Raw genomic sequence first — 25,007 nt, 5'->3', positions numbered from 1 at the left:
TTACTTTTGTTGATTCTCTTTCTTGCTGTTTGTTTTTTTTAATAACTCTATTTGGTCTAATGCTATCCTCAATTGTACTTCCTTCTCGAGCAGTATCTTCTCGTAGTATTCAAGTTTCCGTTTCAAGGCAATTGTGTCGTTCGGATTGGTTGAATCGTCTCTCCGAACACCTGCCGATTCAAAGATGAATGGCGGTATCTTTGAATAATCTGATATGATTGATCCCGGCCTTCCTCTGCTGACATTGAATACTGAATCATCGTATCCTGATTCCTTGTAATTCTTCAACCATCTGAAGAATATGCTGGGAGAGATTGAATATTTCTCACAAATCTGCGCTTGTGACTTATCACCGTTAAGATATTCCTTGACGACAGTAAGTTTGAACTCTGGAGAATACTCTTTCCTGCTCTGCATACGACTCACCCCTCTAAGATGAATTTTATCACTCTCCTAATTTCCCTCCAAATCCTTCATGGGGTGAATATGAAATGCATATCGAAATATCTTCCATCTTTGATTAATTTGGCTATTAATCCTGCATCTTTCTTGTCATTTTTACTAGGTGAGTTATCATCAAATTCTTTGCTTTTCTTCACATGATATGGATTTACTCCAACAAGATAATTTACTTGCTCGTTAGATTTCATTTGCCAAGCTAAAACCTTCCAATAATGCCCTGATGGTTCCATGCCTAAGATTACGTTGTTTAACCCTTCCTTTTGCTTAATAATTCTTATTTTTTCCTCTAACATTTTAATACCATCTATGGTATTATTAATCTTGAAAGGGCTAATCAAATCAATTCCACGATAATCAGTCATCCTAACCCAATGATTTCTTTTAGCAACATCAATACCGACAATTAGAGTGTCTTGAGAAATTCTTGAAACTTTTGGATTAACATACTTTTGTTCCATGGTATCGCCTCCTGATTTTAGTGTGATGGGGTAATTATATATTATCAGGAGGCGATACTTTTTTCAAAATCTATTTTTCCTTACAGGAATGCTCGTATAATATGATTATCAAATCAATAAAAAATTTATTTCTCAATTGGTACATTAAATTATTAGTACCAATTGATTACTGGAAATTCATTAAATTAAATTCTCTTCCCTAAACACTCACTTCTTAAAAATTGAATATTAAAATTGACTGCTACAGCTTAAATTTGCCCTTTATCTTTGGTAAACTAAAATCAGAAAAAAGTTAAGCCTGATTTTAGTTTGTTGGATATTTTTGGCTCACCCCTGCTGGACGTGCTTTGATAACTGCACGCCACAGCTTGCGAGAGACTGAACCCCAAAGGATTACATGAGTAATGTTTACTCGTTTGCTGTGCACGGTCAGTTTACCACATCTGATTTGAGCATATCAGATGTGTGCACCCTGTAAACTGCTCCGTAGCTCTAATATCGGCGAGGCTGCTATTGTCATGTAATCCCCAGGGATAAAGGGCTTAACTCTTTTCCTAACACCACACTTTAGAAAGGAGGTCTTTCAATTGCCAAACACTTTAATTGTGGGCATTGATATAAGTAGTCAGTCAAATTCTATCTTCTTCATCGATGATGCCGGTAATCACTTGATTAAAAAACCTTTTTCCTTGCCTAACGATCAAGAAGGCGCTAACGAATTAATCAAAAGAGTTATTGATTGTCTCAGCCAGTATAATCTATCCTGTATTAAGTTTGGCATGGAAGCTACTTCACATTACACATGGCACCTTCACCTTCATCTTGCTTCTTCTTCTGAACTACTACCTTACAAACCAACCTTCTACGTACTTAACCCAAGCATCGTCAAAGGATTTAAAAAAATCTACACTTTCTTGCCTAAAACAGATAACATCGATGCCATCATTATCGCTGAATGTGTCAGGTTCAGCAAACTCAATCCTACTCCTTTACCAGACTTTAAATATGCTGCACTACAACGTCTTACCAGAATGCGCTACCACCTTGTTCATAATCTAACTCGTGAAAAAAACAGAGCTCTCAATCTCATATACCTTAAATTCTCTACTTACTCTCAAGACTGTCCATTTTCAGATATCTTCGGTAAGGCATCTTGCGCTATCATCGAAAACTTTACACCTGATGATATCGCTTCTATGCCTTTAGAAGACTTAATTAAATTCGTATCCGATAACGGCAATAACAGACTCTCAGATGTTAATAAAATTGCTGAAATACTTAAAACTGCTGCTAATCGCTCTTTTAGATTACATCCTCTGTTGGCTGAGGCAAATGATTTAGCTTTGTCTATGACACTTGAAAACATTAGATTTATGCAAGAACAACTCAAAAAACTTGACAAAGAAATCTCAAAACTTCTTAAAGCTTTCTCTCAAACATTAACAACCGTCCCTGGCATAGGTGACGTTCTCGCAGCCGCTATCTGCGCTGAAATCGGTGATATCAAGCGCTTCAAAAATGAAGCTGCTTTAGCTAAATACTCTGGCCTGGTTTGGACTCAATATCAATCAGGCAATTTCAATGCCCAAGATGTCTCATTAGCTAAGTGTGGTAACCAATACCTGAGATACTATCTTGTTGAAGCTGCTAACTGTGTAAGGGTGCACACAGTACGTTACAAAGCCTTCTACAACAAGAAGTTCTCAGAGGTTACCAAGCATCAGCATAAACGTGCCCTCGTCCTCACCGCAAGACGCTTAATTCCTTTGATCTTTGCAATGCTCTAGCCCTGGTCAAATATATCAAGAAAGGTTTACCACCAAAGGTTGATTGACTTGTTCACACCGATAGGTAAAGGACAAAGGGGAATGATCGTCGCTCCACCGAAGACCGGTAAGACCACGATACTCAAAGAAATTGCCAACGGAATTGCAACTAACCATCCTGATACAATTAGAATCGTATTACTCATCGATGAACGACCTGAAGAAGTTACAGATATCAAAGAATCGGTAGATGCAAAGGTTATAGCAGCCCCGTTTGATATGCCTTCCGATAAGCAGATAAAAATTGCTGAACTTACGCTTGAAATGTGCAAAAGACTTGTTGAATATGGAAATCACGTTGTTGTGCTCCTTGATAGTCTTACACGACTTGGAAGGGTTTATAACATAACCGTTCCACCAAGTGGTAAACTGTTGACTGGTGGTGTTGATCCGGCTGCACTTTACAAACCCAAACATTTCTTCGGTGCTGCAAGAAACACAAGAGAAGGTGGAAGTTTAACCATCATCGCAACCGCACTCATAGAGACTGGATCGAAGATGGATGAAGTGATATTTGAAGAATTCAAAGGTACAGGTAATATGGAACTTGTGCTTTCAAGACAGCTTGCTAACAAAAGGATTTTCCCAGCCATCAATCTTGCACTTTCGGGTACAAGAAAAGAAGAATTATTGATTGGGCAAAACGAATTGAAGAAAGTGTGGATCCTTAGGCGTATGTTGAGCTCTATGTCTGAAGAAGAAGGTCTCAAACTCATACTTTCAAAATTGAAAGAAACGAAATCGAACGAAGAGTTCTTAGCTTTAATAGACGCCCAGAAAACAGTATAACAATACATTTTTTTCTTTGCTCACCTAAGTATAGGAGGAATTATCAATGAACCAAGAAGAGCTTAACAACGTGATATTGCGTAAGCGTAAATTAGCCTACGGAGTTCATGATGTCTGGATTAAAAATGATCTCATTGGTAGACAAGCTAAACCTGGTCAGTTTGTTATAGTGAGGATAAGTGAAAAAGGCGAACGCATACCTCTAACGATAGCCGAGTCCAATGGTGAAGCGTTCAGAATCGTTGTCAAAGCGGTTGGGAAATCCACATACGAACTGTGCTCGCTCAACGAAGGCGATATACTTTACGATGTAGTTGGACCACTCGGTAAGCCAAGTGAAATTAAGTATCATGGAAACGTACTAATAATCGGTGGTGGAGTTGGAATAGCCGCTATATTACCAATTGCAAAAGCGCTAAAAAGTGCAGGCAACAACATAACAGTTATAATTGGAGCAAGAACAATCCAAGATTTGATATTAAGAGATGAATTCACATTTGCCGATAAACTTTTACCAACAACAGACGATGGAAGTTTCGGATACAAAGGTAACGTGATAGATGCCATGAAAATCGAGCTTGAAAAAGAAAATTACAACGTAATTTGGTCGATAGGACCAGCTATCATGATGAAACTTTCAAGTGAAATTGCCACAAAATACAACATTCCCATTTGGGTTTCGTTGAATTCTATCATGATAGATGGTACTGGTATGTGTGGTGGTTGCCGAACGGTGATAAAAACTGATAATTCCGAAAAGATACAGTACGTATGCGTTGATGGACCAGAATTCGATGGTAGATACGTTGATTGGGATAGCTTCATCAAAAGGCTAAACCAATACAAAGAACAAGAAAAATTGGCTCTTGAAAGATATCTGAAAGAAGTTGGTGAACCTACATGGCTGTGAAAGACAGAGTCCACGTGCCAGAACAACCTGCTGAAATAAGAAAAACTAACTTTTTGGAAGTATCGCTCGGTTACACACCAGAATTGGCGCAACAGGAAGCCTCACGATGCTTACAATGTAAAATACCAACGTGTATATCCGGTTGTCCGGTCGGTATCGATATACCGGGCTTTATTAAAGAGATAGCTAAGGGTAATTTCGAAGGTTCGTATAAGATTTTAAAATCTTACAATTATCTGCCAGCAATATGTGGACGTGTATGTCCACAAGAGGTACAATGCGAGGGGTTATGCATTTTAAATAAAATTGGAAGATCAATCAACATAGGTGCACTTGAACGATTCGTCGCAGATTGGGCGGATGAAAACAACATCGAATACGAAAATGAAAATACTAAATTTCAATTCAACATAAGCAAAGCAAAAGATAAGAAAGTGGCTATAATCGGCTCTGGACCAGCCGGATTGACGGTTGCATCTGAACTTGGTAGATATGGTTTCACCGTGGATATATACGAAGCCCTGCACGAATTCGGCGGTGTATTGACGTACGGTATACCAGAATTCAGATTACCAAAATCGATAGTCAAAAAAGAAATTGCCGCACTTGAAAAACTCGATGTGCGATTTTTCAAGAATATACCAGTTGGATACGCTATATCCGTTAAGGAAATCCTCGAATCTTACGATGCCGTTTTCATCGGTGTCGGTGCTGGCACACCTAAATTTATGGGCATACCCGGAAGTGAGTTGAACGGTGTGTATTCTGCCAACGAATTTTTAACAAGGATAAACCTTATGAGAGCGTACAAATTCCCGGAGTACGATACACCTATACGAATCGGCAAAAAAGTGGCTGTAATCGGTGGTGGAAACACCGCAATGGATGCAGCAAGAAGTGCTCTAAGACTTGGTGCAGACGTCACTATAATATACCGTCGAACAGAAGCAGAAATGCCAGCGAGAAAAGCGGAAATCGAACATGCGAAAGAAGAGGGTGTTAAATTTTACACACTCGCAACACCTGTCAAGTACATCGGTGATGAAAATGGTAATTTGGTAGCTATCGAATGTATCAGGATGGAACTTGGCGCGCCTGATGAAAGTGGTAGAAGACGACCTGTTGAGATTCCAAACAGTAACTTTATCTTGGAAATGGATACAGTTATCGAAGCGATAGGTACTGAAGCGAATAAATTTCTGCTCAGTCAATTTCCAGATTTAAAGACAAACAAATACGGTTACATAATAACAGACGAATACGGTCAGACAAGTAATCCGAAAGTCTTCGCTGGAGGAGATATTGTAACAGGTTCAGCAACAGTTATCTTAGCCATGGGAGCTGGTAAAAAAGCTGCGCAAGGTATAATGAAATTCCTATCAGAAAACAGATGAAGGTGAAGATGATGTGATTTACATCGAAATACTATCTGCGATAATTGTTCTTCTAATACTCGTTGCAATAGTCTTATCAACTATCCCCATGCAAAGAAACATGCTTGAAGAAGCACTAAGGCAAGAGAAAGCCCAATTAAAAGCGGAAAATATCTTTTGGGAAACGATCGATGACACGGTTTTGAAAAACCTACCTGATACTTTTTCGATAAATTACCAAGTTGAAGTTGATGGCAACAAATACATCGTCACCATCAGTGCGGAAAAATTTCAAAGGCAAAAGTAATTGAGAAATGAACATCCCCCGGAAACACATTTAACTTCGTCGGGGGATTTTTTATATCTTATAGGTGATTTTATTTCTATTCAACGAATATGGTGTTACAGTATTGACTTTTTTTTTTTTTTTTTTTTTTTTGATATAATTAAAATAACTCTGCGCAGAGTAAATCGTGTTAAAAATTATTGATTCTTACAAGGAGGTATAACAGATGAATATTTTGAAAAGATTAATCAATGGTAATGTTCCACTTGGTGGTTGTATAAATAGAAGTCAAAGATGTGCGAGCATTGAGATTAGTAAAAAATAACCTAATGGTTTAATGTTACTAGACCCGGGTCTAATATTTTATTGGATCGAATTAGAAGACTTGAATTTCAGAATAAATAACTGAAATTCGAAATAGGGAGGAACCGAAATGAGTAGATTTGTTGTAAAAATTGATAAATATGATAAGATAATATATTATGATCTTTTAATGCGTGAAATTAAGATAGTAAATAAGAACTCATTGAACACAAAATTCGAAAGTTATGATTCAGATGAAAGAATTGCATTAATGAATTATATTAATAATAAGATAAAATATTCAAACGATACTTTGTCAATAACAGATGCAATTACCTATGATTGTAATTTAAGTTGTGTATATTGCATGCAAAATGGACCAAAAATAGACAAAACCCAACTGGAAATTGAAACTGTGAAGAAAGTGGAACTTTACAGAAAACTTCTCAGTATCTTCAATCCAAAATCATTTATTATTACATTTTTTGGCGGGGAACCTTCGCTAAAAATTGATTATTTGCAGCAGGTTCTTGAACAAATTGAATCTGAAGAAAAGTTTAAACAGTTTAATATAATATCAAATGGAAATTTTGTTTTTGATGATTTGTTTTCAATATTAAACCACAGAAAATTTGGAGTTATTCAGTTGACATTAGATGGTCCAAGAGAGCTCCATAATGCAAGACGTCCACGAAAAGATGGGGCAAGTAGTTGGGACAGAATAATGGATAACATGAGTAAAATATTTTGTTATTCAAATTCAACTGTGGTGATTCATACCGTTTTAGATGAGACAAACTCTAATTTTTATTACAAGAAGATGCTAGACGAGCTCGTTGAGATATTCGGAGTGAAAGTATTATCAGAAAGGGTTATTTTTAATATTGGTTTATTAACGAATCCAGAAAATGGTGGATTATCATTAAAAGGAATCAATATTTGTCAAAAAGAGTACGCCGAAAAATACGTTGAAGCAGTCAAATCTGTGATTAATTTTGGCTTTAGGATCATCGATTTTCTAAATGTTTGGCCTTGCACATACAAAAAAGAATCCGACCTTGTCTTAGCTCCGAATGGTGATGTATACAATTGTATTTCTGGAATTGGAGTAAGTAATTTCAAAATCGCAAATTACGAAGAGATAATGTCTAACGAAGAGATATTCATTAAAAAATATGCTAATTTCTTAGAATCCATTTCTCATGATAAAACTTGTATGAGTTGTACTTTTCTTCCAATTTGTGATGGTGGCTGTAAATACAACTCATTTTTAAAGCAAACTCCGAAAGATTGTTGGAAAGAATTTTTAGAAACATTGTATAGTTCAGATTTAATTGAATTATATGTATTAAATCAAGAAAGGGTGATCGTTCCTTGAGTCTTGTTTTATTGAAAGGTGTTAGTAAATCCTTTGGAGACCAAAGAGTGCTTGAAAATGTAAGTTTGAACATTTCAGAAGGTGAATTCACCGTATTGGTAGGTCCAAACGGCGCTGGTAAGAGTACGCTTTTGCGAATCATGGTAGGTTTACTTTTACCAGATGAAGGTGAAGTGAACATCTTAGGTTTTGACGTAAAAAAGCACTGGAAAAAACTCGCAAGGTATATCGGTGTTGTGCTTGCTAACGAAAGAAGTTTATATTGGAAGCTAACGGCTTGGGAAAACCTTGACATATTCGGTGGAATTTACAATGTTCCAAAAAAGAAGCGAATAGAACGTGCCGAAGAGTTACTTAACTTTTTTGGTTTATACGATGACAAAGATAAGCTCGTTGAAGATTATTCAACTGGAATGCGTAAGAAATTGTTACTTTGTAAAGCTTTAATTCATCAACCAAAGATTCTCTTCATAGATGAGATTTTGAATGGTCTCGATGTTAACGCCGTCATTCAGGTTAATTCTTTTTTAGAAAAGTCGAGCAAAGATGGTGTGACTGTCGTTATGGTAAGTCACATACTGCACAATTTGAGTGAGGATGCAAAGATAGTACTTCTGAAAAATGGAAAAATTGAGCTTATTTCAAGGTACGGTGATATTTTCGCAAGTAAAGATGTTTACAACCAGCTTTCTGAACTCTTTTTGCAATCTTCCGAATATGCTGAAAACGAATGAAGGTGAAGAACGTGCTGGATACTTTAAAAAGTGTGTTTATCTTAGCGATGAAAGACTTGAAAGTGCGTAGGAAGTACAAATTTGTCTGGATAAATATGGCGCTCACTCCATTTTTTATGATTGCACCGTACGTTTTCAGTGCAAAGATAACAACTCAGCAAGATATAGTAAACAACATACTTATTGGTACACTCCTTTGGTATTGGTTGAATCAATACTTTTTCGGTGTTGGTGATGGCTTTTCGGAAGAACGTATGGAAGGAACACTTGTAACAATTGTTTTATCACCGATTTCCACAGTTGCATTTTTATTTTCAAAAGCAATTGATACATTCATTATGAATTTGTACATAACACTTTTCACACTCTTGTTTTTTTGGTTGCTTGGCATAGATATTTATTTATCGTTCTATTTCTTTTTATTGTTACTTGTGAGTGGGCTTTATATTACTTTCTTTTCGATATTTTTTGCTGGTTTGAATCTTCTGTACAAACGCATCGGAACTTTAAATTATTCGATTCAGTACGGAATAGGTCTTCTATCTGGTATGGTAAATCCTGTTAGCAATTTCCCGTTCTATATTCGTATAGCAAGTTACTTACTGCCATTAACGTATTTAATCGAAGCTGGAAGGGTAATCTTAAACTCCAACGATGTTACGAAGTTTTTCTTTAATTTACTTACAGTGAGTATCATTAGTGTAGTGTATCTTGTTGTCGGTGTTGCGATGTTGAAAAAAGCAGAACACTTGATAAGGCAAAAAGGAGAATGGGAAGAATGGTAAGAGGTTTGTACTTGATTAAAGCACAATTTCTTTCGGCTAAAAGGTACAAGATAGATTTTTACGGTTCGTTCTTCGTGCCATTGCTCACAATAATTCCGTTATTATTCTTGTACTATCTTGGTAGTAAATCGAATATCGTAAAGTTTTTCTATGGGACATCGAATACAACGAATATCTTCGGTTACCTTGCGCTTGGTGCTGCCTACTGGAATTACGTTGAAATTCTGTGGGGAGTAATCTTCACATTGAGACGTTACATGAGAATAGGACAATTTGAAGAAATTTTCTTAACACCAGTGAGCGGACTTGAGTACATTCTATCTTGGAGTGTGTTCGGCATTTCAAGAGTAACCATAGAATCTGTACCTATATTAATACTTGCACTTTTGAGCAATTTATTGACAATAAAACCACTAAACTTGTTACTTTTTATATGTTCATTTGTTATTTCCATTATTGCATCGTTCGGATTTGTCTTCCTTTTCTTTGGGTTAACGTTACTTTTAAAGGACGCCGATGAACTGGTAAGCTTGGTAGGAAACGCTGCACCTTTGATAGGTGGGATGTTCTTTCCAGTGACCGTATTACCGAAGTTCTTACGTTACGTTTCGTACGTCTTTCCTTTTACGTGGGGCTTAGATTTATCAAGACATTTTCTGATGGGTACAAAAACGATTTTTGATTTGAAAAGTGAGTTTATGATTTTCACAGTGATATCTTTTCTCTATATTATCGCTGGTTACTTGAGTTACGTTATACTCCAACACAAAGCACGCCAAAAAGGAGTACATGGGTTTTAAAATGTTTGCAAAAATAAACCATCCCCAGAGACTATCAAACAATCTTTCCGGGGATGGTTTTGTTTTCATATGATCACATTATCTTTTTCACAGATTCTCGTTCGATTATTTTTGTGGGTAATATAACGTTTCTTGGTAATCTGAGATGTTTGTCAAGGATACGTTCTATCAAAAGTTGTGCTGCGGTTGTGCCCATCTCCCAGCGTGGTTGCATCACAGTTGTTAATCTCGGGTTTGTGTATTGTGCAAACGGTGCATCGTCGAAACCTATTATCGATACTTCGTCAGGTACCTTTATACCGTAATCTTTCAGTGCATCTATTGCGCCAAGAGCCGCCCAATCGTTTACGGCAAATATTGCGGTGAAGTTCAATCCGTATTTGTTTAGATGTTGTGTTACACTAACCCATCCATGCTCGGAGTCGTACCCACGGTGTTCACCAAGGTACACCTTTACTTCATCTTTCTTTGATATTTTATCGAGGAACTTGCGAATACCTTTTTCCCTGTCTTGCGCTGCTGGAGATAACTCAGGACCAGGGATAAACAATATATCTCTGTGTCCGTGGTCGTAAAGATATTTCATAGCCAGATAACCACCGGTTACGTTATCCACGTTGACCACATCGAAATCGATCTCATCAACTCGAAAGTCTATAACGACGTGTTAATGATAAAATAAAAATGTACTGAAAGTGGAATATAAGGATGTACAAAATTGTACATTGATATGATATCCTTTCTCATAGTGAGGAGGGATATCAAATGCAGAACTTAACAGCACATTTAAACATGATAAGGGCGATGAAAATGAAACCTAACTTTTCAGAACTTGCAAGAATATATGGGATAGACAGAAGAACAGTAAAAAAGTATTATGAGGGTTATGAAGGAAAACCTAAGAATAGAAATAAACCAAGTAAATTGGACAAATACTATGATGAGATAAAATCAAAGCTTGCTATCAAAGGAGTTACAGTCAAGGGTGTTTATGAGTATTTAAAATCAAAAGATGAGACAATAGGAACATACTCAAATTTCAATAAGTATGTTAAGAAAAAAGGATTAAAGCCAGAGAAGAAAGTAAAAGGTCACCCAAGATTTGAGACAGATCCAGGTGAGCAAGCGCAAGTTGATTGGAAAGAGAATATAAAGCTTGTCTCAAGAAATGGAGAGGAGTTTGTTATTAATGTTCTTGATTTTAAATTAGGTTATTCAAGATATTGCTGCTTTGAGATAAACAGGACAAAAACTCAAGAAGAATTAATAGAAAGTCTAATAAGAATATTCAAAGATATAGGCGGAGTACCTAAAGAGATTTTATTTGACAATGCAGCAGCAGTTGTTGATATAACAGGTGAGAAAATTAAAGTAAATTCAAGATTTAAAAGTTTTGCAAAAGACTTTGGGTTTGAAGTGAAACTGTGCAAACCAAGACATTCGTACACAAAAGGAAAAGTTGAAGCAGCAAACAAGTTTATAGATTGGATACTGCCATAACAGGGTGAATTTGAAACAGAAGAGGACTTAGTAAGGATAATAAAAGAGATAAACGCAAAGGTCAGTATGCAGCCAAATCAAACAACTCAAGTCCCACCTGCTCTTCTGTTTCAAAAAGAAAAAGAGTATTTACAACCCTTGCCAGACAAAAGGTTAATAGAGAGTTACCTAAATTCCTACAAGTCAGTTAAAGTCCAAAAGGACTCTCTGATTTACTACAAGGGAAGTAAATACTCTGTTCCACCCGAATACATAGGAAAAACAGTCCAAGTAAAGGAGGTGGAAAACAAAATTTATATTTATTATAACACAAACCTGTTAAGGATACATGTTATTGATGAAAAAAGTATCAATTATCACGATGAAGATTACAAACAGCTAATGCTAATGAGAGTTGGTCAAAAAGAAGAGCTTAACAAGATATGTGAGGAGAACCTAAAGAAATTTGATAATCTGTTGAAAGTTGATTGGAGCCAGTTATTTTCTCGCGTTTAGCTAACTTCCTGGGACGATTAGGGTATGTTTTTCTCTTGGGACGCAAAATATCTAGTTCTTTACATAATCTATATACTTTCTTGTGGTTAATTACCAGCTTATAATCCTCTTGTAAACAAGTGGTCAGCTTCTTATAACCATAGGGATAGCCATCACCAGTTATAAGCTCACAGAGATGTTCTTTTACACTTTCATCAGGTATCTTATTACCCTTTTTATCCTGGGTATAACCAGAAATTTTGCGTCCTGGTTTATGCTGTTGTGCTTTATTTTTGTTATTTATATTATTTCTAGCAATACAGTAGTAGGTGGATAAAGATAAACCGACAAAGCCAAGGACAATAGTTACTCTATATCCTTTTTGGATCCACCTTTTAGCAATAGCAACTTTGTCGGCTACCGAGAGTTTGTCTTATCCCTTAGTTCCCTTAAAATTGCTAAATCTAATTATTTTTAGGCTATTAGACGTTTTAACATATCGTTTTCAGTGCTTATTTCTTTTAATTGTTTTTCCATTGTCTTATATCTTGCTTCTTTAGTTTTAGGTAGTGATGCTACAGAGCCTCTTTGGCGTTTTTTACTAATCCAGGTGTGTATTGTACTTGCTGATATATTATGTCTACGGGCAACTATTGCAACATTACCAGTCTCCTGACACTCATTTATTATTTGTTCTATAAATTCTAAACTATATTGTTTTTTAGCCAATTCAATTACCCCCTATTTCTATTATTTATGCTAACATATTACGCATTTTTTCTCCAAATCTATTAGGGGGCTAGATAGATATCGATAGGTCTCATGTTTACATCCTGGGAATAAATCCGAAACTTTTATTAGTCCTTGACATCTGCTATATTGTAGGACTTTATAGATACAGCAACAGAGGCACCTAAAGAGATGTACATCCAAAGGCTTTCAAAGCCTAATGGTGTATTTTTATTTAAGTAGAAAACAAAAACGAGTATTAAAATTGGCAACGTTGAAAAAAAGCTCGAAATCAAAAAGTGGGGTATCGATTGCCATCCGTGCAATTGAATTCCAAAGACTACACTGTAAACAATAACAGGTAGCATAATTCGAAATACGATTTGGGCTAATGAAAACTCTTGCCCAAATGTGCTCGTCAACAACATAAAATTGATAAGAATTACTGCCAAATATGAAGTAATTGATATGATCAAGAATCTGAGCAAGTCTTGTTTTCTACATCCATTAAGCAAAATTCCTACTAATAAGCCACCCAAACCTGCAGCAATTAACGGTACTCTTGGATATAAAAATGTATTTTCTCTGATCCATTCAAACGATAAAGAAGTGATACCGCCAATTAAATAGGCTATGCTCCCCAAAATATATACTTTTATAATTTCAATAACATTATAGTTTCTCCCCATTTACACAACTCCTTGCTCCCAAGATATCTAATTTGGAAACTTGAAAAATGGCATCTAAATCGACCACTTCAAGCCCACGTTATCTAAATCGACCACACGCAAACGTATGTTATCTAAATCGCTCTGTCACGTTCGAAATCATGCCTTTGGACTTGTTCCCTTGAGCCGATATTTTCATGATTTTTACTCATCGGATTATTGCGCTCTAACCCCGGAAAGCCCTTATTTCAAGGCTTTTCTACACTCTTACTTATCTACCCGCGACATCAAGACCACCGTCTCAACGTGAAATACTTAGGCTATTTATGGAATAAGTCAATAAATCGTAAGATATCTTTATTTATCAATGTTTACTCGTCGTTTTTCTTTTCTATGTCATCTATGCTTACCTTTAAGAAAGTAGGCTATTTTGTTTTTATGCTTCAAAAGACCCTGTAAGCTAGGTTTTATCATTGAGAATATAATTGGACAATAACCACTTCTGGCCTGTTATTAATTCTTACAGGAATTATGCTGTTTCCAATACCACGACTGACAATCATCGTAGTATTGGCTTCATGATATTCTCCTGCATCATATTTTGGGAAAAACCCCTGATTTGGAGCAATAACGCCCCCTATAAAAGGAATTCTGAACTGCCCGCCATGTGCATGACCACTGAGAACTAAATCAATGTCATTTTTTACATATACTCCAAAGAATTCTGGTCTGTGCGACAATAAAATCTTGAACCCATCTTTTAAATTCATATTGTAAAGTTTAGCCTCTAGCATGCTCTCTTGAAGGTAAGGAGCCTGATCTGAAAAATCAGGATCGTCCAAACCAATCAGTTGAATGCTGTCTTTATCATTCGATATTGTAATCACCTCATCACGTAATACAGTGACACCTGCGTCGAGCAATTGTTCTTCCAGTTCATAGTAGATATCTCCAATCCATGCCTCATGGTTGCCTGTCACATAATAGCACGGAGAAATTTTTACCGCCTGTTGAATAAACTTTATTGCAATGTCTATGTCCATGTGATTTGAATCTACCAGATCACCAGTAATAACAATGATATCAGGATTCTCCTCTTTCAAGATTTTAATTGTTTTCGAATTATCCTCTCCAAATTCTGAATTATGCAAATCTGCAATCTGTGCAATCTTATATCCTTCAAATGCAACTGGCAAACGCTCCAAAGTTATCTTATAACGAGTGGTGCCTACTGTAAGATTACCCCAGACGGTTATACCTCCAAAAACAGCCAATAAGATTAGAATTGTAATTATGATGATTCTTTTTGATTTATTATTATTTTTCATTTTTTTCAATCCAAATAACCTCCATAAATCCAAATTTGCTATTTTCTCTTAGAACTGTACTTTTTATTTTTTCTCTGGTTGCCATCTTCACCCTTTATAACATTACTTCTATTTGCCTTCTCAATCTGTACTGCCTTAAACTGTTCATCACTTATAATAGAAGGATTATTATCTTCAGAAATATAATGAGCTTCGTACTTCCCTGAATTTAATAGTCGAACTATTCCTATATATTTTTCATTACTTAACATTACATCAATTGTCCTTTTACTCCACTTATCTTTTCCAGTTGGGGATTTAATACCAAGCTTTTCTAACTCTTCAATTATTCCTATAATACTTTTGCCTTGAAGGTAAAAATCAAATATTAGCTGTACATTTTTAGCCTCTTCATCATCTATAATAAGACTGCCATCAACATCATTTTTATAGCCATAACATTTACGGTTATACAGCTTTGAAGTGCCTTGTGCCGCTCTTTGTTTAATACCCCATTTTATATTATCACTTCTAGATTCATTTTCCGCCTGTGCAATAGCTTCGATGATAGATATCATAAGGTCACTATCTGTATTTGCAGTATCTAGATCTTCTTGCTCAAATATTACACGAACTCCTAACGTTTTTAGTTGATTTAATGCTTCAAGTGTATCCACTGTATCTCTACCAAATCGGCTAATACTCTTAGTGAGTATTATATCTAGATTATGGGAGTTGCAATCTTCAAGCATACGAGAGAACTCTTTGCGAGAAGAACCGGTTTTCCCAGAGGCAATATCCATATAAACATCAACAAGTAACCATTGAGGCGTGGCCGCAGTTACCCTTGTAAGGGCAGATACTTGAGCAGTAAGGCTTTTCAATTGTTCAAAACTATTACTACTGACCCGGCAGTAAATACCTACTCTTTTCTCTCGTTTTGGAGGTTTAGGTGGTATAAAATGAACTTTTGGGTTTTTAGACATGTTCTACCTCCAAATTAATATTTTTTATAAACAATCAACATAAAAAGTATTATTAATTTCTTTCATTTTCTTTTTTATTAATAACTTAAGAATAATAGCAATAAATATTATTACAGCAGTACCCCACCCATATACTTGAATACTCATGTGCCAAGGTGTCGATTGAATCTCATATAAACCTGGATTATTTCTAAAATCAAAATATGTATATATACTATGAGCAATAAACACACCGATAAATGAACCAATTAAACAATTCAAGAAATTATTTATTTTTTTAAACATGCTGATCCCCACTTCCAATTCATATAAAATAAAGCCTTAAAATTTTATAAACGTACACACTGACTATTCAACATATAGCAAAACATTATTTATGATATGTAGGCTATTTAAAATATCTTATCACATCTATCCTATCTCCACAACCCTACCAATCCATCTAATCTGTCAACTCAACCCTATGGCAATTTTAGTCTTTGATATGTTTCCTCAACCACTAAAAATAAGGGTTTCCCAGCATTATCAGCTCTAGAAAATAATCTAGAAAAACTAACTACACTTGGAAACCCTTGATTTATCAATGTTTTAAATACACCTTATTTTTATACCCTTGACATCAATACCACCGTCTCAACATGATACGTTTGAGGAAACATGTCAAATGGTTGAACGGCTAGTATGTTGTAGTGTTCTTTCAAAACGGCCAAGTCCCTTGCAAGTGTTGATGGATCGCAAGAAATATATGCGATTTTCTCGGGTTTAACTCTTATTATATGTTCACATACGGACTTTCCTGCGCCTCCTCTTGGAGGGTCGAGCACGATTACATTTGCTTTATCATCGTAAGAACGAATGAATTCCTCAACATCTGTTTCTTCATATTTTACATTTCTCAAGTTGTTTATATTGGCGTTTGCTCTCCCTGCTTTGACCGCTATATGCGAACTTTCAACAGCGACAACATATTTCGAAAGCATCGCCAACCTCATTGTAAACGTTCCTACGCCTGCGTATAAATCTAAGACCTTTTCGTTTCCTTTTAGGTCAAGTTGCTTAGTAACGTATTCTATCATCTTAGCTGCTATATGGTAATTATTTTGGAAGAAAGCGGTTGGTGGAATTTGGAATTTTTCATAATCCATCTCCACTTCCAAAACGCCTGAACCATAAAGTGTTTTATACGGTCCTCTTAAAACTACGCTGTCGGAAGAGTTCATAACATGGATAATAGAGTTTACTTGTGGAACTCTTCTAAGTAGTTCAGCACGTATAAATTTTGCCTCATCAAACCTTTCGGTTTTTGTTACGAATATTGCCATAGTTTGATTATTTGAATGGGAATACCTCATAACCAAATGCTTAAGCATACCAGAACCCGTTCTCGGATTGTAAATCTTAGCTTTGCTCAATTCAACAATTTCAGGCGCGACTTCGAGCACCTTGTTAAATGAAGAAGGCGAAATAGGACATTCCTTTATATTTATTACCTTGTTGCTATTTCTCATTTTCAATCCCAGTATAACTCCTTCAGTATTGCTGTAAAAAAACGCAAATTCCATTTTATTCCTGTATCCGAATTCTAAATCACTTGGAATAGTTGGATTTACATCGACATCAATCTTTCCTATCCGTTTCAACTGTTCCTTTACAACCAGGGTCTTTAATTCAAGTTGCTTTTCGTACTTGACGTCCATCATCTGACATCCGCCACAAATACCGTAATATTTACACCTAGGTGTTCTTCGAAACTCTGACTTTTCAAGTAAAGTTTTCAACCTTCCAAAAGCCACATCAGATTTTTCTTGCACGACTTCTATTTCAGCCAAATCACCCGGATATGTCCCCTCAACAAAAACCAATTTACCACCGGGCAGTTTTCCAATACCGTACCCTCCGTAAGCGTACCTTTCTATGTAAACTGTGTAAAGTTGCTCAACTTTTTCACTTTTTTTGTAAAAGTCTTTATCAGTCATAACCATCTTCCTCCTGCTTTATCGTGTCTAAGTCATTCTTACCCAATTTTAACACACAGATTATTTTGTATCAAATTTTTGGACGATCCCGAAATATATCGACGCTACAAAAGCTACGGGTATAGCAAGCCCTAATGATAAAACCACATCGTTGCCGAATACAGAATTATAACCAGTTGCTATGAAATCCCCCAATGACCATGCAAACCCCATAGCAACAGATGATGCTAAGGCTTTCCTATTCGGTAATATTTTCTGTGCTTGAACAACATTTGCTGACATGAGCAAAAATCCAAAAAAGTCAAAAAGGACAAAGGAAATGAAAATTGGTAAAACACTTTTACTGGATATTAACCAGCATATCGCTAACCCCATACCTATAAATGCTGCTAAATCTTGTTTCTTCGCACCTATTTTCTCCATTAAAATAACTCCGAGGTAGTTTGCAAAGACGCCTGCAATCATTCCACTTGTTATTAACAAACCTGAGAGAGAAATCGAATAAGAGCGTATTTTTGTGACGTATATAGGTGTATAAGCGTGGACAACAGACATGAGAAAACTTCGAACCGTGACAACTAATAGTATGGGCAATAGTTTTGCAACCTCTCTTAAGTCGAATTTTGAGTTGTGCACAGTCCTGTTTGGAATATTAAGTCTGAGTAAGAAACTAGCTAAAATAAATGCCGGTAGTGATACAACCCAAAGTGATTCTATCGGAAAATGTGATACATAAATGGATATAAAAACAGGTCCGAGTGCAGCACCAATTGTTCCTGCAATAGAGAAGAATGCAACACTCCGACCACCAACCTCGCCAGCCATAGAAGCACCTAAAGGATGAAAGGCAGAGTTTGCAATTCTAACAACAAAAACCGCGGATATGAACATCCAAAAGTTTGTGGAAATACCTATCAGTGATACACCTATCGCTTCCAAAACATACATTGTAAAGAGCAAACTCTTGGTGTATTTGACTCTGTCAAAAAAGAATCCAAAGAATATCTGCAAAAGGCTAGCTATCGCTGATGATAATGCCAAAAAAGAGGTGAGTATGCGAATTTCTATTGGAAATTTCTGAATAATGAACGGTCCCAAGGGATTGAAGAAAGAAACGTAAAAGTCTAAAAAGAAGTGTGAAAATATTGAAAGTAGCGACATTAAATTAAACCCCATAAAATTTTTACACTCCTTTCTAGGTTCTTGTTTATCACTTTTAGTCATTTAAAAGTTTGTCATGCGAACAATTTAAATTTCGTTACTTATTCTATCACACATGCCATATTCTCACAATATGACAAATGTGGTAAAATAATTTAAACAGGAAAGTGGGAGGTATTCGGATGAAGGGTATTCACAAGTTATTAACAGGCGAATGGGTTGATCCAATTACGAGACTTCCAAATCAGGAGTTCGTAAAAAACGTATTTGAAGAACTTAGGCAAAGCAATGAAAAATTTTATGTTTTGCACATCACACTGAAATTTCAAGCTAGCACCGAAGATTTAAGAAATTTTGTGCTCTCTAGAGTTTCTTCTGTTATAAAACACAGTGTGAGGATACCCAAGGATTTTGTTTGCAAACTTGAAGGGAACGATTTTTGTATAGTTCTCCACGGGGTAGGAGAAAATGAGGTCATGAAGATTTCTAATAGAATAAAGGATTCTTTGCACTACCTTCTGTTAACCTACGGTTCAGAGAGAATACAGATAGATTGTGACATAGAAATAAGTGCTACCGGAGGTGTCAAGGATGGAGATAGGAACGCGATATGACCCAACAAATATTGAGATGAAGTGGTACAAAAAGTGGCTTGAAAAAGGTTATTTTACGCCAAAGGGGAGTGGTCCAAAGTACTCAATTGTTATTCCACCGCCAAATATCACGGGCAGAATTCACATGGGACATGCCCTTAATATCACTATTCAAGATATTTTAAGTCGTTACAAGCGCATGCAAGGTTTCGACGTACTATGGCTTCCTGGTGAAGACCACGCAGGTATTGCAACGCAAACAGCTGTTGAGAAATACATTGCTACTCAGGGCAAAAGTAGGAGAGACTTTACTCGAGAAGAGTTCTTAAGGATTGTATGGGATTGGGCAAATAAATACAGAGAAGAGATAAAAAAGCAAATAATGTCAATTGGTGCGTCCGTTGACTGGACTCGTGAACGTTTCACGCTAGATGAAGGTTTGTCCAAGGCAGTCAGAAAGGTTTTTGTAGAGTTATATAAGAAGGGTTTAATCTATAAAGGTAAGTACATAGTTAATTGGTGTCACAGATGTGGAACAGTGCTTTCAGATGAGGAAGTGGAATATCACGAGGAAGAGGGAGCTCTTTACTATATCAAATATCCAATCAAAGGCGAAGAGGATTATTTGGTGATAGCTACCACAAGACCTGAAACTATGCTTGGTGATACCGCTGTTGCAGTTCATCCGTCAGATGAGAGATACAAAAATTACGTAGGAAAGACTGCGATATTGCCGTTAGTTGGAAGAGAGTTACCAATCATAGCCGATAATTACGTTGACCCATCGTTTGGGACTGGTGCACTGAAGGTAACACCAGCGCACGATCCAAACGACTATCTCATAGGTCAAAGGCATAACTTGCCGTTTGTTGATATATTCGACGAAAATATTGTTATCAACGAAAATGGTGGTAAATTCAAGGGATTAACCGCATCTGAAGCAAGGAAGGCGGTCATTGCTGAGTTGGAAGCGCAGGGATACCTTGTAAAGATTGAAAAGATTAAACACTCAGTCGGACATTGTTACAGATGTGACACTGTTGTAGAACCAAGGTTGATGGACCAATGGTTTGTGAGTATGAAACCACTGGCAAAGAGAGCGATAGAAGCTGTTGAAAATGACGAAGTCAGGTTCATTCCTGAAAGATGGAAGAAAGTTTATCTAAATTGGATGTATGAAATCAGAGATTGGTGTATAAGCAGACAACTTTGGTGGGGACACAGGATTCCTGTCTGGCAATGTCAAGATTGTGGACATTACAACGTTTCAGAAGATGAACCGAAGGTTTGTGAAAAATGTGGTAGCGCAAATCTAAGACAAGACGAAGATGTACTTGACACGTGGTTCAGCTCAGCACTTTGGCCATTTAGTACAATGGGCTGGCCTGAGGAGACAGAAGACTTGAAACGATACTATCCAACCGATGTTTTAGTCACAGGTTTTGACATTATCTTCTTCTGGGTTGCAAGAATGATAATGATGGGCTATGAATTCATGAAGGAAAAACCGTTCAGTGAAGTGTATATACACCAACTTGTAAGAGATAAATACGGTAGAAAGATGAGCAAGTCTCTTGGAAACGGAATCGATCCGCTCGAAGTTATTGATGAATATGGTGCCGATCCTATGAGGTTTACACTTGCTATCCTTGCCGCACAAGGAAGGGACCTAAAACTTGATGTACGATTCTTTGATACATACAAGAAATTTGCTAATAAGATATGGAACGCCTCTCGATTCGTATTCATGAACCTTGATGACTTTGAAAAGATGGAAATTCAGAAAGAGCACCTGAAATTGTCAGATAAATGGATTCTCTCGAGGCTACAGAAAACGATTAAAAAAGTGACAGAGGCACTTGATAACTATGATTTCAATATAGCGGCGGGAGAAATTTATAACTTCTTCTGGGATGAACTCTGCGACTGGTATATCGAGGCTGTAAAGAATAGGCTTAAATCTGAGGACAAGAAAATTGTACAAAACGTGCTTGTTTACGTACTCGATATGAGCTTAAGACTGTTGCATCCATTTATGCCGTTCTTGACGGAGGAATTGTGGACAAAACTTCCAACTGCTGGTGAATCAATAGTTGTTGCTCCCTGGCCAAAGGTAGCAGAGGAATATGTTGACGAAACTGCCGAGAAGAGATTCGAAGAAATAATGGCTCTCATTAGAGGCGTCAGAAATGTTAGAGCCGAAGTAAATGTTCCGCAATCAACAAAAGTAGATCTCTTTATCAAAGGAATGCTAAATGAAGAAGAGCAAGAATATATAAGATTCCTTGGCAATGTTTCAAACATTCAGTTTACAGAATCAAGGCCAAAGCTTTGTGCAACAGCTTACGTGTCATTAAACTTAGAAGCTTACGTTTCTCTTGGAGAACTTATCGATGTGAATGCGGAAGTTCAAAGGCTCAAGAAAAAGGTTGAAAAACTAAAGGCAGATTTAGAAAAATTTGCAAAGAAACTGGAAGATGAAAACTTCCTTAAGAATGCTCCTGAGGATATCGTCGAAGAAACAAAAGAAAAGCAAAGGACATTCTTAGAACAGATAAATAGAATTGAATTGATAATTTCCGACTTGGAGGCTCAGGGATGATTTCCGCAACATTTTTAGACACTCTAAAATATCTATACTTCACACGCCCTTACAACACAATGAAGCTTGGTTTGTTCAGAATAGAAAATCTCCTCTCCAGAATGGGTAACCCCCATTCTGGAGTTAAATATTTCCATGTGACTGGTTCAAATGGAAAAGGGAGTGTTACAACTTTTCTTGAATACTTGACATATCACCATGGGCATAATGTAACGGGATTTTACTCACCACACTTATCAACAATCCTGGAGCGGTTCCATTACAACACACAGAATATAAGTCAAGAAGAATTTGTGGAAGCAGCATTTGAGGTCAAAAAACATGCGGAAGAGATGGATAAACTTGGTGAAGAATTCTCTCCGAGTTTCTTTGAGTATATGACTGCGATGTATTTTTACATAACGAAAAAAAAGAACGCAGAATATGGAAGTGTTGAAGTTGGATTGGGAGGAAGGTTTGATTCAACGAACGTTATAATACCAGAAATTTCCGTAATTTGCACCGTCTCTTTAGAACATACGAACGTTCTCGGTAATACTGTTGAGCAAATTGCCTTTGAAAAAGCCGGAATCATAAAAGAAAAGAAGCCTGTCGTCGTTGGTTTAATGGCAGATTCGGCATTAGAAGTAATAAGGCAAATTGCCAAACAGAAAAATTCTAAAGTATACGAATACGGGAAAGATTTCTATGTGGAACCTGTTCAGTTTTCGTTTAACGAAAATGTCTATGATTACTACGGTGATACAACCATCAAAGGTATAAAAGTTCGGTTGAATGGAAAGCACCAGCTATACAACGTTGGACTGGCATTAAAAGCTTTTGAAGTTACGCACAGAATTAATGAAAAAGCTGTAAAAAAAGCATTTGAAGAAGCATTTATACCCGGCAGATTTGAAATGGTGAACGGAGTAGTATTAGATGGTTCGCATAATCCACAAGCGGCCGAAAAATTCGCCGAAAATCTAGATTTATACTTCCCTGGAAAAAGAAGAGCTTCAGTTTTTGGTATAGTAGATGACAAAGATAAAGAGGGTGTGCTAAAAGTAATTGCTCCGAAATTCGATCTAATAATAGTCACAAAGCCACCTTCAAAAAGGGCCGAAAAAGTAGCTGAAACCTACGAAATTGCGAAGAGATATAATCCAAACGTGATTCTTGAACCAGACTATATTAGAGCCGTCGACTTGCTAAAAGAAACAGATGAAGATGTTAAATTTGTGACTGGTTCATTTTATCTGGTTGGGTATGTTCGCGATTATCTATTGAATGGAAAGATAAGTGAAGAACTAACGATAGGAGGTGCGTAAGTGTTGGTGAGCAAAGAAAAAAGTGAAATCAGCTTAATCAAAGATTTACTTGTATTACTTGAAAAAAAGGAAGCAATTGAACCTGTTGTGCTTAATATGAGTAAAACAAGACTCTTAACTGACTATTTTGTCATTTGCACGGCAAACAGTAATATCCATATGAAAAGCCTTAGAGATGAAGTTGTTGAGTTTTTTAATGAAAAAGGTAAAGAAATTATCTATTACGACCGAGGAGAAGGTTACGATTGGGTTCTTATCGATGCTGGCGATATTGTGGTACACATATTCACTAAAAGTGCTCGAGAGTTCTACGATTTAGAGCACCTATGGATTGATGCAGAAAGGGTTGTTTTTTAATGCTTTTGAAGAATGGGAAAGCTCTTATTGGATTAGAACTTAAAAAGTGTGATATCAGAATAGAGAATGGAATAATAAAGGAAATATCGGAAAATTTGGTTCCACTAGACAATGAAGAGGTTGTTGACCTTACAGGGAAGATAATTACTCCTGGCTTTGTTAACACTCACACCCATGTTGCTATGTCCTTACTCAGAGGATATGCGGAAGACCTTCCGTTCAAAGAGTGGCTCTTTGGTAAAATACTCCCAGCAGAAGAAAAACTCACTCCTGAAGCCGTCTACTACGGTTCCCTAGTCTCGATGATGGAAATGGCAGCGCATGGTGTTGTTGCCTTTTGCGACATGTATTTCCATGAAGATATGGTGGCAAAAGCTGTTGCAGATTTTGGTTTGAAGGCATTGCTGACAAGAGGTCTTGTTGACATTGGCGGTGATGACAACGGTAGACTTGAAGAGAATTTGAAATTATTCAGAAAGTGGAATGGATATGAAGATAGAATCTACGTTGGACTTGGTCCACATGCTCCTTACAGCTGTTCCAAAAGTTATCTTTCAAAGATTGTAGATATCGCAAAAACTGAAGATGTTCCAGTAACAATGCATTTTTTTGAAAATGCATGGGAATACGAAATGTATACTCCCAGGGAAATCATGGACATAGGATTCCACGAAGTACACTTCATTCCCGTCCACTGCACGCAGTTAAAGCGTGAAGATATACGTTTGCTTGATGGCTCATTTCCGTCAATAAACACAGTAAGTAATATGAAACTCGGGAATGGAATACCACCTGTCACTGAAATGCTCAAAAATGGAATCAAAATTACAATTGGAACAGATGGACCTGCAAGCAACAACTCACAAAATTTGCTCCTTGATTTGCGTATATCCGTTTTGGCTCAGAAGAGCTATTCACCTGAGAATTTCAAAGTTGAAGAGGCATTTAACGCCTTAACAAAGAACGGTTATTCGGCACTTCGTTTGACTGGTGGGACAATTGAAGTGGGAAGCCCGGCAGATTTTGCAATTTTTGAAGCCTCACACATCCAGTTACAACCAGTCGATAACTTTTTGCAGAACCTCATTCATGCTTACACGGATAGAGTTTATGCAACAATGGTAAATGGTAGATTCGTCTATATTAACGGCTCATATCCGACGGTTGACGTTGAGGAGGTGCTGGAAAAATTTTCGACTTTCTCGAGGATGGTTACAGGTATAGAAAGCTAAGCGTTGAACTA

General features: G+C 36.7%; 21 protein-coding genes and 4 pseudogenes. 15 read left to right on the top strand and 10 right to left on the bottom strand.

Features of this window, described 5'->3' with window-relative positions; genetic code table 11:
- Positions 1 to 417: a transposase gene (locus JM64_RS03220; RefSeq protein ID WP_011993257.1), complete on the bottom strand. Its 417-nt coding sequence runs from the start codon at positions 415 to 417 to the stop codon at positions 1 to 3.
- Between the two features lie 56 nt (positions 418 to 473).
- Positions 474 to 920 (bottom strand): IS110 family transposase, encoded by a 447-nt coding sequence (locus JM64_RS03215; RefSeq protein WP_231882448.1) that lies wholly within the window; start codon positions 918 to 920, stop codon positions 474 to 476.
- A 587-nt stretch (positions 921 to 1,507) separates the two neighbouring features.
- On the opposite strand from JM64_RS03215, the pseudogene JM64_RS03210 reads away from it, so the two are divergent.
- The 9 genes and pseudogenes from JM64_RS03210 (at position 1,508) to JM64_RS03170 (ending at position 10,104) form a co-directional block, all read left to right on the top strand.
- Positions 1,508 to 2,750: pseudogene (locus tag JM64_RS03210) on the top strand (IS110 family RNA-guided transposase).
- Positions 2,729 to 3,535 (top strand): annotated as a pseudogene (gene rho / locus JM64_RS03205) (transcription termination factor Rho); the annotation flags it as partial. The pseudogenes JM64_RS03210 and rho, both read left to right, overlap by 22 nt.
- Positions 3,536 to 3,581: 46 nt before the next feature.
- Positions 3,582 to 4,445 (top strand): sulfide/dihydroorotate dehydrogenase-like FAD/NAD-binding protein, encoded by an 864-nt coding sequence (locus tag JM64_RS03200; RefSeq protein WP_004103198.1) that lies wholly within the window; start codon positions 3,582 to 3,584, stop codon positions 4,443 to 4,445.
- Entirely contained in the window at positions 4,436 to 5,839 is a 1,404-nt protein-coding gene (gene gltA, locus JM64_RS03195) for an NADPH-dependent glutamate synthase (protein ID WP_004103199.1), read from the top strand. The genes JM64_RS03200 and gltA overlap by 10 nt, the downstream gene beginning before the upstream one ends.
- A gap of 13 nt (positions 5,840 to 5,852) precedes the next feature.
- On the top strand, positions 5,853 to 6,125 hold the full coding sequence (locus JM64_RS03190) for a hypothetical protein (protein WP_004103200.1): 273 nt from the start codon (positions 5,853 to 5,855) through the stop codon (positions 6,123 to 6,125).
- Positions 6,126 to 6,537: 412 nt separating this feature from the next.
- On the top strand, positions 6,538 to 7,785 hold the full coding sequence (locus JM64_RS03185) for a radical SAM/SPASM domain-containing protein (protein WP_011994746.1): 1,248 nt from the start codon (positions 6,538 to 6,540) through the stop codon (positions 7,783 to 7,785).
- The gene (locus JM64_RS03180) at positions 7,782 to 8,519 is read left to right on the top strand and encodes an ABC transporter ATP-binding protein (RefSeq protein WP_004103201.1); all 738 of its coding nucleotides are present in this window, start codon (positions 7,782 to 7,784) and stop codon (positions 8,517 to 8,519) included. Before JM64_RS03185 ends, JM64_RS03180 begins: the two co-directional genes overlap by 4 nt.
- 11 nt (positions 8,520 to 8,530) lie before the next feature.
- A complete protein-coding gene (locus tag JM64_RS03175) occupies positions 8,531 to 9,304 on the top strand; it encodes an ABC transporter permease (protein ID WP_011994745.1) in 774 nt (257 codons plus the stop codon).
- The gene (locus JM64_RS03170) at positions 9,298 to 10,104 is read left to right on the top strand and encodes an ABC transporter permease (RefSeq protein WP_004103205.1); all 807 of its coding nucleotides are present in this window, start codon (positions 9,298 to 9,300) and stop codon (positions 10,102 to 10,104) included. Before JM64_RS03175 ends, JM64_RS03170 begins: the two co-directional genes overlap by 7 nt.
- A gap of 73 nt (positions 10,105 to 10,177) precedes the next feature.
- On the opposite strand, the pseudogene JM64_RS03165 reads toward JM64_RS03170, so the two are convergent.
- Positions 10,178 to 10,768, bottom strand: a pseudogene (locus JM64_RS03165) (substrate-binding domain-containing protein); the annotation flags it as partial.
- A 101-nt stretch (positions 10,769 to 10,869) separates the two neighbouring features.
- Here JM64_RS03165 and istA point away from each other — a divergent pair.
- A pseudogene (istA, locus tag JM64_RS03160) lies at positions 10,870 to 12,099 on the top strand (IS21 family transposase).
- On the opposite strand, the gene JM64_RS10285 reads toward istA, so the two are convergent.
- From JM64_RS10285 to JM64_RS03125, 7 genes are all read right to left on the bottom strand, one after another.
- Complete coding sequence (locus JM64_RS10285; RefSeq protein ID WP_409976130.1) at positions 12,017 to 12,262, bottom strand: transposase; 246 nt, start codon at positions 12,260 to 12,262, stop codon at positions 12,017 to 12,019. The pseudogene istA and the gene JM64_RS10285 overlap by 83 nt on opposite strands.
- Before the next feature lie 290 nt (positions 12,263 to 12,552).
- Positions 12,553 to 12,807 (bottom strand): transposase, encoded by a 255-nt coding sequence (locus JM64_RS03155; RefSeq protein ID WP_033191379.1) that lies wholly within the window; start codon positions 12,805 to 12,807, stop codon positions 12,553 to 12,555.
- A gap of 128 nt (positions 12,808 to 12,935) precedes the next feature.
- On the bottom strand, positions 12,936 to 13,496 hold the full coding sequence (locus tag JM64_RS03150) for a hypothetical protein (protein ID WP_033191378.1): 561 nt from the start codon (positions 13,494 to 13,496) through the stop codon (positions 12,936 to 12,938).
- Positions 13,497 to 13,945: 449 nt separating this feature from the next.
- Positions 13,946 to 14,803, bottom strand: a complete 858-nt coding sequence (locus JM64_RS03145; protein WP_064012482.1) for a metallophosphoesterase — start codon at positions 14,801 to 14,803, stop codon at positions 13,946 to 13,948.
- Between the two features lie 38 nt (positions 14,804 to 14,841).
- Complete coding sequence (locus tag JM64_RS03140; RefSeq protein WP_014451313.1) at positions 14,842 to 15,768, bottom strand: recombinase family protein; 927 nt, start codon at positions 15,766 to 15,768, stop codon at positions 14,842 to 14,844.
- A 605-nt stretch (positions 15,769 to 16,373) separates the two neighbouring features.
- Positions 16,374 to 17,744 (bottom strand): 23S rRNA (uracil(1939)-C(5))-methyltransferase RlmD, encoded by a 1,371-nt coding sequence (gene rlmD / locus JM64_RS03130; RefSeq protein WP_064011462.1) that lies wholly within the window; start codon positions 17,742 to 17,744, stop codon positions 16,374 to 16,376.
- A 60-nt stretch (positions 17,745 to 17,804) separates the two neighbouring features.
- Positions 17,805 to 18,905, bottom strand: coding sequence for an MFS transporter (locus JM64_RS03125; RefSeq protein WP_231882446.1), 1,101 nt, complete (start codon positions 18,903 to 18,905; stop codon positions 17,805 to 17,807).
- 182 nt (positions 18,906 to 19,087) lie between these two features.
- Here JM64_RS03125 and JM64_RS03120 point away from each other — a divergent pair, with 182 nt between their 5' ends.
- Genes JM64_RS03120 through JM64_RS03100 form a run of 5 tightly spaced genes read left to right on the top strand, consistent with a single transcriptional unit; the run spans position 19,088 to position 24,996 of the window.
- Entirely contained in the window at positions 19,088 to 19,519 is a 432-nt protein-coding gene (locus JM64_RS03120) for a diguanylate cyclase domain-containing protein (protein WP_064011460.1), read from the top strand.
- Positions 19,497 to 22,100: a valine--tRNA ligase gene (locus JM64_RS03115; protein ID WP_014451318.1), complete on the top strand. Its 2,604-nt coding sequence runs from the start codon at positions 19,497 to 19,499 to the stop codon at positions 22,098 to 22,100. The genes JM64_RS03120 and JM64_RS03115 overlap by 23 nt, the downstream gene beginning before the upstream one ends.
- On the top strand, positions 22,097 to 23,407 hold the full coding sequence (locus tag JM64_RS03110; RefSeq protein WP_064011459.1) for a bifunctional folylpolyglutamate synthase/dihydrofolate synthase: 1,311 nt from the start codon (positions 22,097 to 22,099) through the stop codon (positions 23,405 to 23,407). Before JM64_RS03115 ends, JM64_RS03110 begins: the two co-directional genes overlap by 4 nt.
- Positions 23,408 to 23,764: a ribosome silencing factor gene (gene rsfS, locus JM64_RS03105; RefSeq protein ID WP_082868264.1), complete on the top strand. Its 357-nt coding sequence runs from the start codon at positions 23,408 to 23,410 to the stop codon at positions 23,762 to 23,764.
- Positions 23,764 to 24,996, top strand: coding sequence for an amidohydrolase (locus JM64_RS03100; protein ID WP_064011458.1), 1,233 nt, complete (start codon positions 23,764 to 23,766; stop codon positions 24,994 to 24,996). The genes rsfS and JM64_RS03100 overlap by 1 nt, the downstream gene beginning before the upstream one ends.
- Positions 24,997 to 25,007 lie beyond the last annotated feature (11 nt).

This window comes from Fervidobacterium pennivorans (assembly GCF_001644665.1).
Taxonomy (GTDB): domain Bacteria; phylum Thermotogota; class Thermotogae; order Thermotogales; family Fervidobacteriaceae; genus Fervidobacterium; species Fervidobacterium ngatamarikiense.
The sequence above is the reverse complement of the archived record's forward strand: the minus strand, read 5'-3'. Positions and strand labels throughout refer to the sequence as shown.

Coding starts and splice junctions, on each gene's coding strand:
- JM64_RS03220 (WP_011993257.1), bottom strand. CDS start 417: ATGCAGAGCAGGAAAGAGTATTCTCCAGAGTTCAAACTTACTGTCGTC.
- JM64_RS03215 (WP_231882448.1), bottom strand. CDS start 920: ATGGAACAAAAGTATGTTAATCCAAAAGTTTCAAGAATTTCTCAAGAC.
- JM64_RS03200 (WP_004103198.1), top strand. CDS start 3,582: ATGAACCAAGAAGAGCTTAACAACGTGATATTGCGTAAGCGTAAATTA.
- gltA (WP_004103199.1), top strand. CDS start 4,436: ATGGCTGTGAAAGACAGAGTCCACGTGCCAGAACAACCTGCTGAAATA.
- JM64_RS03185 (WP_011994746.1), top strand. CDS start 6,538: ATGAGTAGATTTGTTGTAAAAATTGATAAATATGATAAGATAATATAT.
- JM64_RS03170 (WP_004103205.1), top strand. CDS start 9,298: ATGGTAAGAGGTTTGTACTTGATTAAAGCACAATTTCTTTCGGCTAAA.
- JM64_RS03150 (WP_033191378.1), bottom strand. CDS start 13,496: ATGGGGAGAAACTATAATGTTATTGAAATTATAAAAGTATATATTTTG.
- JM64_RS03145 (WP_064012482.1), bottom strand. CDS start 14,803: ATGAAAAATAATAATAAATCAAAAAGAATCATCATAATTACAATTCTA.
- JM64_RS03140 (WP_014451313.1), bottom strand. CDS start 15,768: ATGTCTAAAAACCCAAAAGTTCATTTTATACCACCTAAACCTCCAAAA.
- rlmD (WP_064011462.1), bottom strand. CDS start 17,744: ATGACTGATAAAGACTTTTACAAAAAAAGTGAAAAAGTTGAGCAACTT.
- JM64_RS03125 (WP_231882446.1), bottom strand. CDS start 18,905: ATGTCGCTACTTTCAATATTTTCACACTTCTTTTTAGACTTTTACGTT.
- JM64_RS03120 (WP_064011460.1), top strand. CDS start 19,088: ATGAAGGGTATTCACAAGTTATTAACAGGCGAATGGGTTGATCCAATT.
- JM64_RS03115 (WP_014451318.1), top strand. CDS start 19,497: ATGGAGATAGGAACGCGATATGACCCAACAAATATTGAGATGAAGTGG.
- JM64_RS03110 (WP_064011459.1), top strand. CDS start 22,097: ATGATTTCCGCAACATTTTTAGACACTCTAAAATATCTATACTTCACA.
- JM64_RS03100 (WP_064011458.1), top strand. CDS start 23,764: ATGCTTTTGAAGAATGGGAAAGCTCTTATTGGATTAGAACTTAAAAAG.